The organism is Pseudomonas sp. GL_103, assembly GCF_057835175.1.
Window position 1 is genome coordinate 1,000,534 of record NZ_CM174420.1, and the last position, 14,079, is coordinate 1,014,612.

The 14,079-nt window shown below is 58.8% G+C and carries 15 protein-coding genes and 1 pseudogene; 10 read left to right on the top strand and 6 right to left on the bottom strand.

Going from position 1 to position 14,079, the window contains the following annotated elements; genetic code table 11:
- Positions 1-116 precede the first annotated feature (116 nt).
- Positions 117-374 (top strand): hypothetical protein, encoded by a 258-nt coding sequence (locus AC3IP0_RS04480; protein ID WP_223459130.1) that lies wholly within the window; start codon positions 117-119, stop codon positions 372-374.
- Between the two features lie 144 nt (positions 375-518).
- Here AC3IP0_RS04480 and AC3IP0_RS04485 read toward each other — a convergent pair whose 3' ends face one another.
- The 5 genes and pseudogenes from AC3IP0_RS04485 to norR form a co-directional block, all read right to left on the bottom strand.
- Positions 519-1,268: a YkgJ family cysteine cluster protein gene (locus AC3IP0_RS04485; RefSeq protein ID WP_489326724.1), complete on the bottom strand. Its 750-nt coding sequence runs from the start codon at positions 1,266-1,268 to the stop codon at positions 519-521.
- 83 nt (positions 1,269-1,351) lie between these two features.
- Positions 1,352-1,678, bottom strand: coding sequence for a hypothetical protein (locus AC3IP0_RS04490; RefSeq protein ID WP_489327779.1), 327 nt, complete (start codon positions 1,676-1,678; stop codon positions 1,352-1,354).
- A gap of 198 nt (positions 1,679-1,876) precedes the next feature.
- A pseudogene (locus tag AC3IP0_RS04495) lies at positions 1,877-2,326 on the bottom strand (GNAT family N-acetyltransferase); the annotation flags it as partial.
- Positions 2,327-2,353: 27 nt separating this feature from the next.
- Positions 2,354-3,256 carry a chemotaxis protein CheV gene (locus AC3IP0_RS04500; RefSeq protein ID WP_008046758.1) on the bottom strand — a complete coding sequence of 301 codons (903 nt, stop codon included), beginning with the start codon at positions 3,254-3,256 and terminating at the stop codon, positions 2,354-2,356.
- Positions 3,257-3,373: 117 nt separating this feature from the next.
- Positions 3,374-4,924 carry a nitric oxide reductase transcriptional regulator NorR gene (gene norR / locus AC3IP0_RS04505; RefSeq protein ID WP_489318408.1) on the bottom strand — a complete coding sequence of 517 codons (1,551 nt, stop codon included), beginning with the start codon at positions 4,922-4,924 and terminating at the stop codon, positions 3,374-3,376.
- Positions 4,925-5,080: 156 nt separating this feature from the next.
- Here norR and hmpA point away from each other — a divergent pair, with 156 nt between their 5' ends.
- Both hmpA and AC3IP0_RS04515 read left to right on the top strand, forming a co-directional pair.
- Positions 5,081-6,262, top strand: a complete 1,182-nt coding sequence (gene hmpA, locus AC3IP0_RS04510; protein WP_489326725.1) for an NO-inducible flavohemoprotein — start codon at positions 5,081-5,083, stop codon at positions 6,260-6,262.
- A 271-nt stretch (positions 6,263-6,533) separates the two neighbouring features.
- Positions 6,534-7,043, top strand: a complete 510-nt coding sequence (locus tag AC3IP0_RS04515; RefSeq protein ID WP_489318410.1) for a disulfide bond formation protein B — start codon at positions 6,534-6,536, stop codon at positions 7,041-7,043.
- Between the two features lie 551 nt (positions 7,044-7,594).
- Here the strand turns inward: AC3IP0_RS04515 and AC3IP0_RS04520 are convergent.
- A complete protein-coding gene (locus tag AC3IP0_RS04520) occupies positions 7,595-7,855 on the bottom strand; it encodes a hypothetical protein (RefSeq protein WP_489318411.1) in 261 nt (86 codons plus the stop codon).
- Positions 7,856-7,882: 27 nt separating this feature from the next.
- On the opposite strand from AC3IP0_RS04520, the gene cyoA reads away from it, so the two are divergent.
- From cyoA to AC3IP0_RS04555, 7 genes are all read left to right on the top strand, one after another.
- Positions 7,883-8,827, top strand: coding sequence for a ubiquinol oxidase subunit II (gene cyoA / locus AC3IP0_RS04525; RefSeq protein WP_056728479.1), 945 nt, complete (start codon positions 7,883-7,885; stop codon positions 8,825-8,827).
- Positions 8,828-8,830: 3 nt separating this feature from the next.
- Entirely contained in the window at positions 8,831-10,861 is a 2,031-nt protein-coding gene (cyoB, locus tag AC3IP0_RS04530; RefSeq protein ID WP_150672161.1) for a cytochrome o ubiquinol oxidase subunit I, read from the top strand.
- Between the two features lie 3 nt (positions 10,862-10,864).
- Positions 10,865-11,491, top strand: a complete 627-nt coding sequence (locus tag AC3IP0_RS04535; RefSeq protein WP_008046749.1) for a cytochrome o ubiquinol oxidase subunit III — start codon at positions 10,865-10,867, stop codon at positions 11,489-11,491.
- Positions 11,492-11,821 carry a cytochrome o ubiquinol oxidase subunit IV gene (gene cyoD / locus AC3IP0_RS04540; protein WP_489318412.1) on the top strand — a complete coding sequence of 110 codons (330 nt, stop codon included), beginning with the start codon at positions 11,492-11,494 and terminating at the stop codon, positions 11,819-11,821.
- A gap of 11 nt (positions 11,822-11,832) precedes the next feature.
- Positions 11,833-12,720, top strand: a complete 888-nt coding sequence (cyoE, locus tag AC3IP0_RS04545) for a heme o synthase (RefSeq protein WP_489326726.1) — start codon at positions 11,833-11,835, stop codon at positions 12,718-12,720.
- Positions 12,721-12,963: 243 nt separating this feature from the next.
- Positions 12,964-13,602: a DUF6036 family nucleotidyltransferase gene (locus AC3IP0_RS04550; RefSeq protein WP_489318414.1), complete on the top strand. Its 639-nt coding sequence runs from the start codon at positions 12,964-12,966 to the stop codon at positions 13,600-13,602.
- Complete coding sequence (locus tag AC3IP0_RS04555) at positions 13,586-14,038, top strand: hypothetical protein (RefSeq protein WP_489318415.1); 453 nt, start codon at positions 13,586-13,588, stop codon at positions 14,036-14,038. Before AC3IP0_RS04550 ends, AC3IP0_RS04555 begins: the two co-directional genes overlap by 17 nt.
- Positions 14,039-14,079 lie beyond the last annotated feature (41 nt).

The following is a 14,079-nucleotide window of genomic DNA, read 5'->3' on the forward strand; positions in this document are numbered from 1 at the left end:
GTCAATGCAAGCTTGCAGCTTGCGGTGCGTCATCCAGTTATACTGCCGCACTTCTTATACTGTGGCATGCGGCCCACTCACCGGGCCCGACATTTCATGCACCACCCGGAGCTTTCATGACTTCCCCGAAACAACCGCCGATCGCCGACGCCCTGAGCGACGTGCAGGCAGAGCTGCCAGACAGCGTCGACTCCAGCGCCGACAGCGAAACCAAAGCCGAGATCCCGGCCTTCAAATTCCCGTTCAAACCGGGTGATCTGGCGGCCGCCAAGGGCTCCAACCAGCCGTGGTACAAGAACGGCGCCAAGAACGGCCACACCAAGACGCCGGGCATGGCACCGCCGGGGACTCGTCGGTCGATGGGTAAGCGCTGAATTTCAGGCCTTGAGTTGCTCGATCTGCCGCCATCGCGAGCAAGCTCGCTCCCACATTTGATCGCATTCTCATGAAAGAACGCATTCTCCTGTGGGAGCGAGCCTGCTCGCGATGGGGCCATTACAGGTGACGAATCCTTCGGATCACGTCGCGCGCAACGAAATAAACGAGTAATTCGTCGGCGCATCCGCCGCCACTTGTGCACCTGCGGCCAGCACTTGCTCCGCAATATCATCCCCCGACACATGAAACCGCCATTCGCTGGCCCACTGCGGCAACGTTTGCCCGGCCAGGTCGTCGATGATCGCGGCGAACTCCGCCATATCCGGAAGATAAGCGGTAAACCCGTCGCCCTTCAGGGCTGTCGTGCGAATCCCCAGCAACGCACAAATCGCATCCTTCATCAGAATGTCATTACGATCCGCCTGACGGGAGCGCTGGATCAATTCCGACAATTCCCGGTCGACCAACTCACCACCGACAATCAGGTCCGGTCCTTTTTCCCACGACTCAGGCGGACATTCCTTCACGGCGGTGTTCAGAGGTATGTGCGGATTGATTTCCATCGGATAGATACGGCACACCAACGGCCGGCGTTCGTAGATGCGACAGAAGTTGTCTTCGTCAAGATTCCGGCAGGGGCCGACATTGTAGGCGGCGAAGGTGATGGCCACGTACGCCTCGGATTTGCCGCTACGCACCGCCGCCGAACGGCGTTCGGCGTGTTCCCGTTGGTGCACCGGCAGACCCAGGCCATTGCCCAGAAACGCTTCCACCAGCACGATCACCTGACCGCCATCGTCTGCCCACATCCGGGCTTCGCCCAGGGTCAGGGGCACATGGTGGTCGTTGCAGCATTTGCCGCAGCCTACACAGGTAAACGTTGTATTCATCGAGCGTTCGTTCGCATCACAGGGCATGAAACGGCGACAGAATGCCGCCGCAAAGGCCGCTATCGAAGCAAGTTATGCGCCACTCAGTTTGCCTTGTCGGCCGGGCGGATGGAGTCCCATTCGGTGACGTACGCGGTTTTGCTCTTTTTGTTGTAGAGGCACAACTCGGTGCCTTGTGCGCCTTTCATGTGCTTTTGCGGGTATTGGCCCTGGAGCAGGAGCGCGGTGTAGCCGACCCGGTCATCGAACTGCGCGGCGTTGCCGAGCGGTTTGCTGTCCTTCAGGCCGCTGGCCTTGGTGCAGCTGGTGAGTACGGCTTTATCGTAGGTGGTCCAGGCGTCGGGGCTGGAGGCGTGGGCCTGGAGGGTGAGCGCGGTGAGGCAGAGGAGGGCGAGGCTGGCAGTCTTCATGGCTTGGGCTTTCCTTGGTAATGAGTGGCCAGGGTGTGAGTATGCCTGAAGGTTTTGCAGTGGTTGTGCAGGCCCCATCGTCGGAACGCCGCCCGGAGCAAGCTCGCTCCCACAGTAGTCGAGTGCGGCCACAGATTTTGTGTACGACGGGTAACCCTGTGGGAGCGAGCTTGCTCGCGATTGCGGCATGTCAGAGCAAACCGGCTCCCGGCGGACGGCACGCATCCCGACGCTTTCGTACAAGCGCCGCGCCCGAAGGTTGTCTTCACGTACCTTCAGGTCCACGAAGCCTTCACGCCGCTGCTGGAACACCTTGAACGCCTGCAACAACAGCGCCCTCCCCAACCCCCGGCCCTGAAACCGCGGATGCACCACCAGGTTCTTGATATAGGCACTGGTCCAGCACTGGCAAACGCCCACCACCTCTTCGGCATCCAGGGCAATGAAGCACAGGGCCGGGTCATATTCCGGATCGGTTTCGAACTGCCGTTGCCACATGTCCAGCGCCGCTACGCGACCACCGCCATCGAGATAACCGAACTCCATCAACCGGTGCACGGCGGCGCCCAGTTCGGGCCGGTATTCGCTCAATTGCAGGCCGGCTGGCCAATCGGGGGACGGCACGACGACAGAGAGGTCGCGCCGCATCAGCCAGCAGAATTCTTCGGTCAACACTCAATAACCCTGTTCGGCGACAGCCTTGGCCGCGGTGATCAGGCACTGGGTCAATTCCGGTGAGGAGAATTTGGTCAACACTGCGTTCGCTCCCGCCAGTCGTGCTTTCTCGGCGTTCATCGCACTGTCCAGCGAGGTGTGCAGCAGTACATAAAGATGCGCGAAATCCGGGGTTTCCCGCAGGGTGCGGGTGAAGGCGTAGCCGTCCATCTCCGACATCTCGATGTCCGAGACGATCAGGTTGATCTGCTGCGCGGTGCCTTGCAGGTCCAGCAGGCAGTCGATGGCTTCCTTGGCGCTGCGGGCGGTATGGCATTGCAGGCCAAGGTTACGCAGGGTGTGCACCGATTGCTGCAAGGCGACCTGGCTGTCATCGACCACCAGGATGCGCGCGTTGCCGAGCAGTTCGGCGTCTTCCATGCTCAGTTCGGTCGGCGCCATTTCGATTTGCGCCGGGGCGATGCCGTGGATGACTTTTTCGATGTCCAGCACTTGTACCAGGGTGCCATCGACCGACGTCACGCCGGTGATGTAGGCGCGCAAACCACCGGAGCCGAAGGGCGGCGGGCGGATGTCGGTGGTCAGGCAATGGACGATCTTGCTCACTGCCTGCACGTGCAGGCCCTGTTTGGAGCGGCTGACGTCGGTGACGATCAGGCAGCCGCCGTTCGGGTCTTCCAGCGGACGCTCGCCAATGGCACGGCTGAGGTCGATCACCGACAGCGAGGCACCGCGCAGGGTGGCGATGCCTTTGACGTGGGGGTGCGACTCCGGCAGTTTGGTCAGCGGCGGGCAGGGAATGATTTCACTGACCTTGAGCAGGTTGATCGCCATCAGCTTGCCGCTGCGCAGGGTAAACAGCAGAAGCGAAAGTGAGTCTGCGCGGGCTTTGGTGGAGGACATAGGAACCTTCTCTGGAAAAAGGTGACGGGCAATCCCGGGATCGCCAATGACTTCGATGCCGGGTTATCGACTTGTCGGGGGCAGGCTTTAGCATTTCCGTTGAATGTCAGGCCGCCTTCACTTCATGCCGAGCCTTTTGGCCATCCGCCCCAGGTTCGCCCGATCCAGGCCTAGCTCACGGGCCGCGCTTGCCCAGTTGTTGTTGTGCCGCTCCAGGCAGGCACCGATCAATTGACGCTGATAGTGCTCGGTGGCCTCGCGCAAATCACCGGTCACCGCTTGCGCGATGGTGGCAGCGGGTTGCTCGGCGGCGGTTTCAACGCTGGCGTTGGGCAAGTCCAGGTCGGCTGCGCTCAAACTGAGAATCTTTGGCCGCTCCTTGCAATTGCCCAGGGCTTTCAAGGCGCTACGGCCGATCAAGTGTTCAAGCTCGCGCACGTTGCCGGGCCAGTCGTAGGCCAATAGCGCGGCCTGGGCGTCGCTGTTCAGGCGCAGGCTGTTGAGGCCCATGCGGGAGCGGTTCTGCTCCAGGAAGTAACCGCTGAGCAGCAGCACATCGCGCCCGCGATCGCGCAGGGCCGGCACCAGCAGCGGATAAACGCTGAGGCGATGGTAGAAGTCGGCGCGGTAACGGCCGCTGCGCACTTCTTCGGCGAGATCGCGGTTGGTCGCCGCGATCAGGCGCACGTCGACCTGATGCTCCTGGTCCGAACCCAGTCGCTGCAATTGACCGCTCTGCAGCACCCGCAGCAACTTGGCCTGCACGGTCAGCGACAACTCACCGACTTCATCGAGAAACAGCGTGCCGCCATTGGCCAGTTCGAACTTGCCACGGCGGTCGTTCATCGCTCCGGTGAAGGCGCCGCGGACATGGCCGAACAACTCGCTTTCCACCAATGTGTCGGGCAACGCGGCGCAGTTGAGGCTGATGATCGGTTTGTCGGCGCGGGGTGAGGCGGCATGGATGGCCTGGGCCACCAACTCCTTGCCGACCCCGGTTTCTCCAGTGATCAACACGGTCAGGTCGCTGCCGCCCACCAGGCTGATTTCTTCGACCAGACGCTTGTGGGCCTTGCTCTGGCCAATCATCTCGCGATTCTGCTGGCCGCTGGCCTGGCGGTAGACCTCGGCGCGTTGATGTTCATCTTCGACCCGGTTGTTCAAACGCTCGATGCGTTCGGCGGCGTTGACCGTGGCGGCCGCGAGGCTGGCGAAGGCTTGCAGCGCGTCCAGTTCGATCGGTTCGAAGCGCTCAGGGTCGAGGGCATCGAGGGTCAGCAGACCCCAGGGGCGCTCGTCGATGAACAATGGGCAACCCATGCAGTCGTGGACTTCCAAATGATCATCCAGGCCATCGACCAGGCCGTCATAGGGGTCGGGCAAGTCGCTGTCGGCAGCGAAACGGGTCGGGCCGGGGCCGCTGAGCAGCGCTTCGAAACGCGGGTGCTCGCTGACCTTGAAGCGCCGACCGAGGGTGTCGGTACTCAAGCCGTCGACGGCCAGCGGCACCAGCCATTCACCATCAAGGCGCAGCAGGGCGGCGGCGTCGCACGGGAGCAGGGCGCGCATGGCTTCCAGCAAGCGTCGATAACGCTCACCCTCGGGCAGTTCGCGGGACAGGTCGGAGACCAGGGGCAGCAGGGCAGTGAGCAGGGATTTTGCAGTCATAGTGACTCCGTGTAGTCGGTATGACTATAAAACAGACAGTGTCGAAATGACTATTAAGTTATTAACTTGTTGATTTATAACGATTAAATAGTTGGCACGAAAGCTGATAGACATAGGGTAATCCGTTAGCAATCCAAGAAGACCAGGAGTCACCTTATGCTGAGCGCTCAAGACCGTGCCATCGTCAAATCCACCGTGCCGCTGCTCGAAAGCGGTGGTGAGGCGCTGATCACGCACTTCTACCGCATGATGCTCTCCGAATACCCGGAAGTCCGCCCGCTGTTCAACCAGGCCCACCAGACCAGTGGTGATCAGCCGCGTGCGTTGGCCAACGGCGTATTGATGTATGCGCGCCATATCGACCAGCTCGACCAGTTGGGCGACCTGGTGGCCAAGATCATCAACAAGCACGTGGCCCTGCAGATCCTGCCTGAGCACTATCCGATTGTCGGCAGCTGCCTGCTGCGGGCCATCGCCGAAGTATTGGGCGAAGAGATCGCCACCCCGGAAGTGATCGCGGCCTGGGGCGCGGCCTACGGCCAACTGGCGGACATCCTGATCGGTGCCGAAACCAGCATCTACGACCAGAAGGAACAGGCGCCGGGTGGCTGGCGTGGGGCGCGGGAGTTCATCGTGGCAGGCAAGGTCGAGGAGAGCGCCGAGATCACTTCGTTCTACTTTGAACCTGCGGACAAAGGGCCGATTCTGGTGGCAGAACCCGGCCAGTACATCGGCATGAAACTGATCCTCGACGGTGAAGAGATCCGTCGTAACTACTCGCTGTCGGCGCTGGCGAACAAAGGCCAGTACCGCATCAGCGTCAAACGTGAGGACGGTGGCCGCGCTTCCAACTTCCTGCACGACCAGTTGCATGTCGGCGCCAGCATCCAGTTGTTCCCGCCATCGGGCGAGTTCGTCCTGACCGCCAGCGACAAACCGCTGGTGCTGATCAGTGGCGGCGTCGGTATTACCCCGACCCTGGCGATGCTCGAAGCGGCGCTGGAGACTCAGCGGCCGGTGCATTTCATCCACTGCGCGCGCAATGGCAGCGTCCATGCCTTCCGCAACTGGATCGATGGTCTGGCCGAGCGTCACCCGCAGCTCAAGCGCTTCTATTGCTACTCCGAGGACGACGGTGTGAGCCCGGCGGCGCACAAGGTCGGTTTGCTGAGCCAGCAGCAGTTGAATGCATGGCTGCCGGAGCAGCGTGACCTGGATGTTTACTTCCTGGGGCCGAAAGGTTTCATGGCGTCCATCAAGCGCCACCTCAAGGCACTGGGCGTGCCGGAGAAGCAAAGCCGCTATGAGTTCTTCGGGCCGGCAGCGGCGCTGGAGTAAGGGGTTGAGGCGGCTCGGGAGACCGAGTCGCCTGCTTCGCGAGCAAGCCCGCTCCCACATTGGTCCGCGTCGTACGCAGATCAAATTGTGGGAGCGGGCTTGCTCGCGAATGCCACACCTCGGTCCTGAACTGAAAAAAGTCAGAAAGTTAATCCCTTCTTAACCGCCTTGTCGTCTATTCCCCCCGAACCCCCCTCACATGCTCCAGACTCTCAAAGGTCCGGGCCAGCGTGTAGACTGGCGGGCAATCGATATTTTGAAGGGAAACGCGATGAGCGATGAATCCATGCGGTTGGGGCGTGAACGGCGCTACCTGGTGTTGTTGGGCATCATTTGCCTGGCGCTGATCGGCGGTGCGCTGTACATGCAAATTGTTCTGGGCGAGGCGCCTTGCCCGCTGTGCATCCTGCAACGTTACGCGTTGCTGCTGATCGCGATCTTTGCCTTCATTGGCGCGGCCATGCGCAACCGTCGCAGCATCACGGTGTTTGAAACCCTGGTGGTGATCTGTGCGGTGGCAGGTGCAGGCGTTGCCGGGCATCACGTCTATACGCAGTTCTATCCGGCGGTCAGTTGTGGCATCGATGTGCTGCAACCGATTGTCGATGACTTGCCGCTGGCGAAGATCTTCCCGCTGGGTTTCCAGGTCGACGGTTTCTGCTCCACGCCATACCCGCCGATTCTCGGTCTGTCGCTGGCGCAGTGGGCGCTGGTCGCCTTCGTACTAATCGTGGTGCTGGTGCCGTTGCTGACCTCGCGTAACCGCAAAGCGCTGCGCTGAGGTCATCTGCCGCCACCCATTGTCGGACAAAAAAGCCCCGGTCCTCGAAGAGAGGGCCGGGGCTTTTTTTGTCTTGCAGAGCGCATTTCAGAGGCCGGGTAAAAAGACCGTGACGGGGGGCAATCATGGGTGCGACACATGTGCGACATGTTGTCACAGAGTCGGCGTCGCAGGGCGTTCGAGGAGGCCCGATTGGTACATGGAAACGTACCGAAATCGGGTTGTTTTGCAGGCTTGTGGTTTTTTCCATTGCGGGCACGAACAGGCAGTTTTAACAGGCTCTGGTGAATGGCCAGAGCCCCCGTCATATCGGGCCTTGGGCAAGGTCAAGGGCAAGGAAGAGGGACAGGATACTGTCTGAACCGTGGGTGGAAGACCTACTTATTTTGGTGTTTTTGTTGAGAATGAATTTCGATAAGATGCGCCACTTTTGCGAAAACGGGTAATGATTGTTGCCGGTTCGGATAAAAATTATTTCGGGATGAGACATGGTTTATAAAACGCTACATATCTACAATCGCCCGCACTGAATTCCCGGCACTGCTCAAATCTTAACCAGGGGTGAGCAGAAACAGGGTGTCGAGAGGTCTGGTGGCTTCATGCGATGCCCAGGTGTCGGAGCCTCCAACTACCCGCACCAAATGGAATTGGTCTGTAACAAGGCCTTTGACCACGTATTCGAATAAGAACTCACCGCAGGCCCGGGATTTGTCGTACAGCGTCTGACGCACGACGGGCATGCCCTTATTCAATCCAAGAAAAATGCCAACCCTTGGCAGGGTGAAGTGTTGGCGATCAAAACCCAACTGCATTGCGCAAGCTGCTTTAGAGGTCGTGAGATGAGTAAAAACAGGTACCCCAGACTACTAGGCTTATTGCCGCTGATCGGCACGTTGTTGCTGTCAGGCTGCAACATGACCTTGCTCAATCCAAAGGGCCAGGTTGGTCTGGACGAGCGAAACCTGATCATCACCGCAACGCTGCTGATGCTGTTGGTCGTGGTTCCGGTCATCGTCATGACCTTCCTGTTCGCCTGGAAATACCGCGCGTCCAACACCAACGCCACCTACACCCCGAAATGGAACCACTCCACCAAGATCGAGATCGCGGTGTGGGCTGTTCCAGTGCTGATCATCATTGCCCTGGGTTACGTCACCTACAAGTCGACCCACGCCCTGGACCCGTACAAGCCGCTGGAATCCGACGTGAAGCCGGTGACCATCGAAGTGGTCGCGCTGGACTGGAAGTGGCTGTTCATCTACCCGGAACAAGGCATCGCCACGGTCAACAAGATCGTGTTCCCGGCGCACACCCCGATCAACTTCAAGATCACTTCCGACGCCGTGATGAACTCGTTCTTCATCCCTGCGCTGGGCGGCCAGATCTACGCGATGGCGGGCATGCAGACCAAGCTGCACCTGATCGCCAACGAGAACGCTGAAATGGACGGTATTTCCGCCAACTACAGCGGCGCAGGTTTCACCGGTATGAAATTCAAGGCGATCGCCACTTCCCAGGAAGATTTCGACGCCTGGGTAAGCGAAGTCAAAAAGGCACCTAAACAGCTTGAACAAGCTGAATACGCCGCCCTTGCCAAGCAGAGCCAGAACAACCCAGTCGAGCTCTACTCCTCGGTGACGCCGAACCTGTTCCAGACCATCGTCGACAAGTACGAAGGCATGAAACCGGGTCCGAAAGTGAAGCACGAGAAAGAAGAGAAAGAAGTGGCCGCTACGCAAGGAATGGACATGAACGCGCATTCAGCTGCCGGGGCAGAGGAGTAAACGATGTTTGGTAAATTAAGTTGGGAAGCAGTCCCGTTCCACGAGCCGATCGTAATGGTGACCATCGCCATGATCGCGCTCGGCGGTCTGGCACTGTTCGCGGGTATCACTTACTTCAAGAAGTGGACCTACCTGTGGACCGAGTGGCTGACGTCGGTCGACCACAAGAAAATCGGCGTGATGTACATCATCGTCGCCATGGTCATGCTGCTGCGCGGTTTTGCCGACGCCATCATGATGCGTACCCAGCTGGCCATGGCCACCGAGGGTTCGCCTGGCTACCTGCCTCCTGAACACTATGACCAGATCTTCACCGCCCACGGTGTGATCATGATCATCTTCATGGCGATGCCATTCTTCACCGGCCTGATGAACCTTGCAGTGCCGCTGCAGATCGGCGCGCGTGACGTTGCCTACCCGTTCCTGAACTCCCTGAGCTTCTGGCTGCTGGTTTCCGGCGTGGTGCTGATCAACCTGTCCCTGGGCGTCGGCGAATTCGCCAAGACCGGCTGGGTTGCCTATCCGCCGCTGTCGGGCCTGCAATACAGCCCTGGCGTGGGGATGGATTACTACATCTGGGCGCTACAGCTATCCGGCCTGGGTACGACGCTGACGGGGGTCAACTTCCTGGCCACCGTACTGAAAATGCGTACCCCTGGCATGAAGCTGATGGACATGCCGATCTTCACCTGGACCTGCACCTGGGCCAACGTCCTGATCGTGGCTTCGTTCCCGATCCTGACCGCTACCCTGGCACTGCTGACGCTTGACCGTTACATGGATTTCCACATTTTCACCAATGAACTTGGTGGCAATCCGATGATGTACGTGAACCTGTTCTGGGCATGGGGTCACCCTGAGGTGTACATCCTGATCCTGCCAGCGTTCGGTATCTTCTCCGAAGTCATCTCGACCTTCACCGGCAAGAAACTGTTCGGCCACCACTCGATGGTCTACGCATCGGGCGCGATCTCGATCCTGGGCTTCATGGTTTGGCTGCACCACTTCTTCACCATGGGTTCGGGTGCCAGCGTCAACGCCTTCTTCGGTCTGGCGACGATGCTTATTTCCATCCCGACGGGTGTGAAGCTGTTCAACTGGCTGTTCACCATCTACCAGGGCCGTCTGCGTTTCACCAGCCAGGTGCTGTGGACCCTGGGCTTCATGGTGACCTTCGCCATCGGCGGCATGACCGGCGTACTGCTGGCCATCCCGGGTGCCGACTTCGTTCTGCACAACAGCCTGTTCGTGATCGCGCACTTCCATAACGTGATCATCGGTGGTGCGGTATTCGGTTACATCGCAGGTTTCGCGTTCTACTTCCCTAAAGCGTTCGGCTTCAAGCTGCACGAAGGCTGGGGCAAGGCAGCGTTCTGGTTCTGGATCAGCGGCTTCTTCGTCGCGTTCATGCCGCTCTACGCTCTGGGCTTCATGGGCATGACCCGTCGCCTGAACGCCACCACCAACCCTGAGTGGGTGCCGTACCTGTACGTCGCCATGTTCGGTGCGGTGATGATCGCTGTCGGTATCGCTTGCCAGCTGATCCAGCTGTACGTCAGCGTGCGTGACCGCAACAAGCCGGAAAACATGTGCGAGCACGGCGACCCGTGGAATGCACACACCCTGGAATGGTCGACCTCGTCGCCACCTCCGTTCTACAACTTCGCCGTGCTGCCAAAAGCCGACGTTGTCGACCCGTTCACCGAAGCCAAGGAAAACGGCACCGCGTACAAGGCCCCGGCCAAGTACCAGCCGATCCACATGCCAAACAACACCGCGACCGGTGTGGTCATGGGGGCTCTGTTGACCGTGTTCGGTTTCGCGATGATCTGGCACATCTGGTGGCTGGCAATCGCTAGCCTGGCCGGCACCGTGATCTACTTCGTGATCCACGCGGCCCGTGATGATCAAGGCTATATGGTGCCGGTCGACGTGATCGAGCGCATCGAAGCCGAGCAGCACAAGCGTCTGGTAGCGGCAGGGAAAATCCCGGCCACCGCCACCCGTGTTGAAACCTCGTTGGAACAGGCTTAAACCATGTCGAACTTAGTGACCAATGCTGGACACACCCATGTCGATGGACATGGGCATGATGACCATCACCACGACTCGGGCGAGATGACCGTATTCGGTTTCTGGCTCTACCTGATGACCGACTGCATTCTGTTTGCGTCGATCTTCGCGGCGTACGCGGTACTGGTTAACAACGTAGCGGGTGGCCCGTCGGGCCACGACATCTTCGAACTGCCATACGTACTGGGCGAAACCGCTCTGCTGCTGTTCAGTTCGATCACCTACGGCTTCGCCATGCTGGCGTTCTTCAAGGGCAACAAGAAGCAGGTCCTGGGCTGGCTGGCCATGACCTTCATGTTCGGTGCCGGCTTCATCGGCATGGAGATCAACGAGTTCCACGTGTTGATCTCCGAGGGCTACGGCCCTAGCCGTTCCGGCTTCCTGTCTGGGTTCTTCACCCTGGTCGGCACCCACGGTCTGCACGTGACCAGCGGTCTGATCTGGATGGCGATCATGATGTATCAGGTGCAGAAAAACGGCCTGACGGCGACCAACAAGACCCGTCTGAGCTGCCTGAGCCTGTTCTGGCACTTCCTGGACGTTGTGTGGATCTGCGTATTCACCGTTGTTTACCTGATGGGGACTATGTAAATGGCTAACGCACACTCCCACGACGACGCCGGTCACGGCAGCGTCAAGTCCTACGGCATCGGCTTCATCCTGTCGGTGATCCTGACCCTGATCCCGTTCGGTCTGGTGATGTACCCGACGCTGCCGAAGTCGATCACCCTGATGATCGTCGTCGCGTTCGCAGTCATCCAGGTGCTGGTGCACCTGGTGTACTTCCTGCACCTGGACCGTTCGGCCGCGCAGCGTAACAACGTGATTGCGTTTGTCTTCGCCGCGATCGTGATCGTCCTGCTGGTTGGCCTGTCGCTGTGGATCATGTTCAGCATCCACACGTTCATGATGGCGAAGTGAGGTAAGTCCGCATGTCCCTCAAGCACTTTATCCAAATCACCAAACCGGGGATCATTTTCGGTAACGTGCTTTCTGTGGCAGGCGGATTTTTCCTGGCCTCCAAAGGGCATGTCGATCTGGCCATCTTCCTGGCCGCCATGATCGGCACGTCCCTGGTGGTTGCCTCCGGTTGCGTGTTCAACAACTGCATCGACCGCGACATCGACATCAAGATGGAACGCACCAAGAACCGCGTGCTGGTCCAGGGCTTGATCTCCCTGAAACTGGCCCTGATCTATGCGACCGTCCTGGGTGTCGCCGGCGTTGCCCTGTTGTACAAGGTGGCCAACCCGTTAGCCGCCTTGTTCGCGGTGATCGGCTTCGTGATCTACGTCGGCTTCTACAGCCTGTACCTCAAGCGCAAGTCGGTTCACGGCACGCTGGTGGGCAGTCTGTCGGGCGCCATGCCGCCGGTGATTGGCTACGTCGCAGTCAGCAACACCTTCGACGTGGCCGCACTGACCCTGCTGGTGATGTTCAGCCTGTGGCAGATGCCGCATTCCTACGCCATCGCGATCTTCCGCTTCAACGATTACCTGGCCGCATCGATTCCGGTGCTGCCAGTGAAGCGCGGCATCCAGGTGGCCAAGAAGCACATCCTGCTCTACATCCTGGCCTTCCTCGTGGCGACCTTGATGCTGACCTTCAGCGGCTACGCCGGCATGAGCTACCTCGCCGTCGCCGCGGCCATGGGCATGTACTGGCTGTACATGGCCTGGACCGGCTACAAGGCAGTGGATGACACGGTCTGGGCACGCAAGCTGTTCGTGTTCTCGATCTTCACCATTACCGCGTTGAGCGTGATGATGTCCCTGGACTTCAAAGTGCCGGCGGAGTTGTTGCTGACGTACGCGCCTTAAGCGTCGGATGCTGTAAAGAAAAGCCCCGCCTTCGAGAGAAGAGCGGGGCTTTTTGTTGGGGGTAATTTTGATGAACCGTGTTGCCGTCATTGCGAGCAGACTCGCGTAAAGTGGGACGATATGGCACGCGAAAATGCTTACGGATTTACCTTAACTTTCCCACAGGGTTTTCAGGTTGAGGGTCGGAAGTCGCATATCTAGCCTCGGGGATGCTGTCATCACAAGCATCCCAGAGGCTCTACGATGGAACTGCCAGATGTAATCACCCCGCGTGTTAAGACGAATACAGCGTTGGGGCAGGCTTTGATTTCGATGTTCAAATCTGTAGAAGCGGAGCTGGAACTTGAGAACGCAGGACCAGGGGCGGTCAAAATTATCGTCTTCGGTGGCTGCGCTGTTCACCTTTATACCCATCATCGCGTTTCCACCGACGTCGATGCCGAGATTTATGAGGCTCATGTTCCCGAAGGTTTACACCTGCAAACCATGCTCGCAGAGATACCCGAACAGTTTGTTGATGAGCGATCCGGTCGATTGATGGAGCTGAACTACGACCTGCAATACAACACCAGTTTTGGCCCGATACATGAGGACTATTGGGAGCGGAGCCTTCCTTTTGAAGAGTTTCCGATTGAGTCCCCGCTGCACGTTCATATCGCAGCACCTGTCGACATTGCCATCTCCAAGCTGGGCAGGGCGACCGATCAGGACATTGGTGATATCAAGGCACTTCTCAGGGCTGGTTTCATCCTGACTACCGAGTTCCGTCGACTGGCATTGCAGGCGATTGATGTATATGTTGGCAACAAGGAGCCACCAATCTCCGTTCTCACTAATATTTTGCATGATTATCTGGAGAGCACAGATGACGAAGCCCCATAGCGGCCACGTCCTCTTATCCGCCTTGGACACACTGGTAAAGAGACCTTTGAATCAAGCTGATGACGTTGCTCTCGTGAGCGCCGCCAAAGCTGTCTGGTACTCGGACTCAAATCTTGAAAGCGAGGTAACCGCTTTTTTGAATAGTCACACTGACGAAGTGGAGGTTCGGCGCGCTGGCTATCTGCTCGAGCGATTTACTCGATTTACTTGCTTATCCGATCTCCGGGTGTCGGAAACTCTCAATGTACTCGAGCTTTTTGCACATTCGACTTCCGTGCAAGCCGTGATGCTACAAACCATCACGCCACTGCGTCGACGCCGTGATGAGCTCGCTGTCTCTTGGGGGTTGAGTGAGGGCCTTGGCCTAAAAGCCCAAGCCCTCATGCCTTTTCAGACCCGGCATTACGAAGCTGAGCAGCGCGCCATGTTTTCCTGAGCTCTGGTTGCAGCGAAGAGGTTGTATCGTTTGGCCCAAAA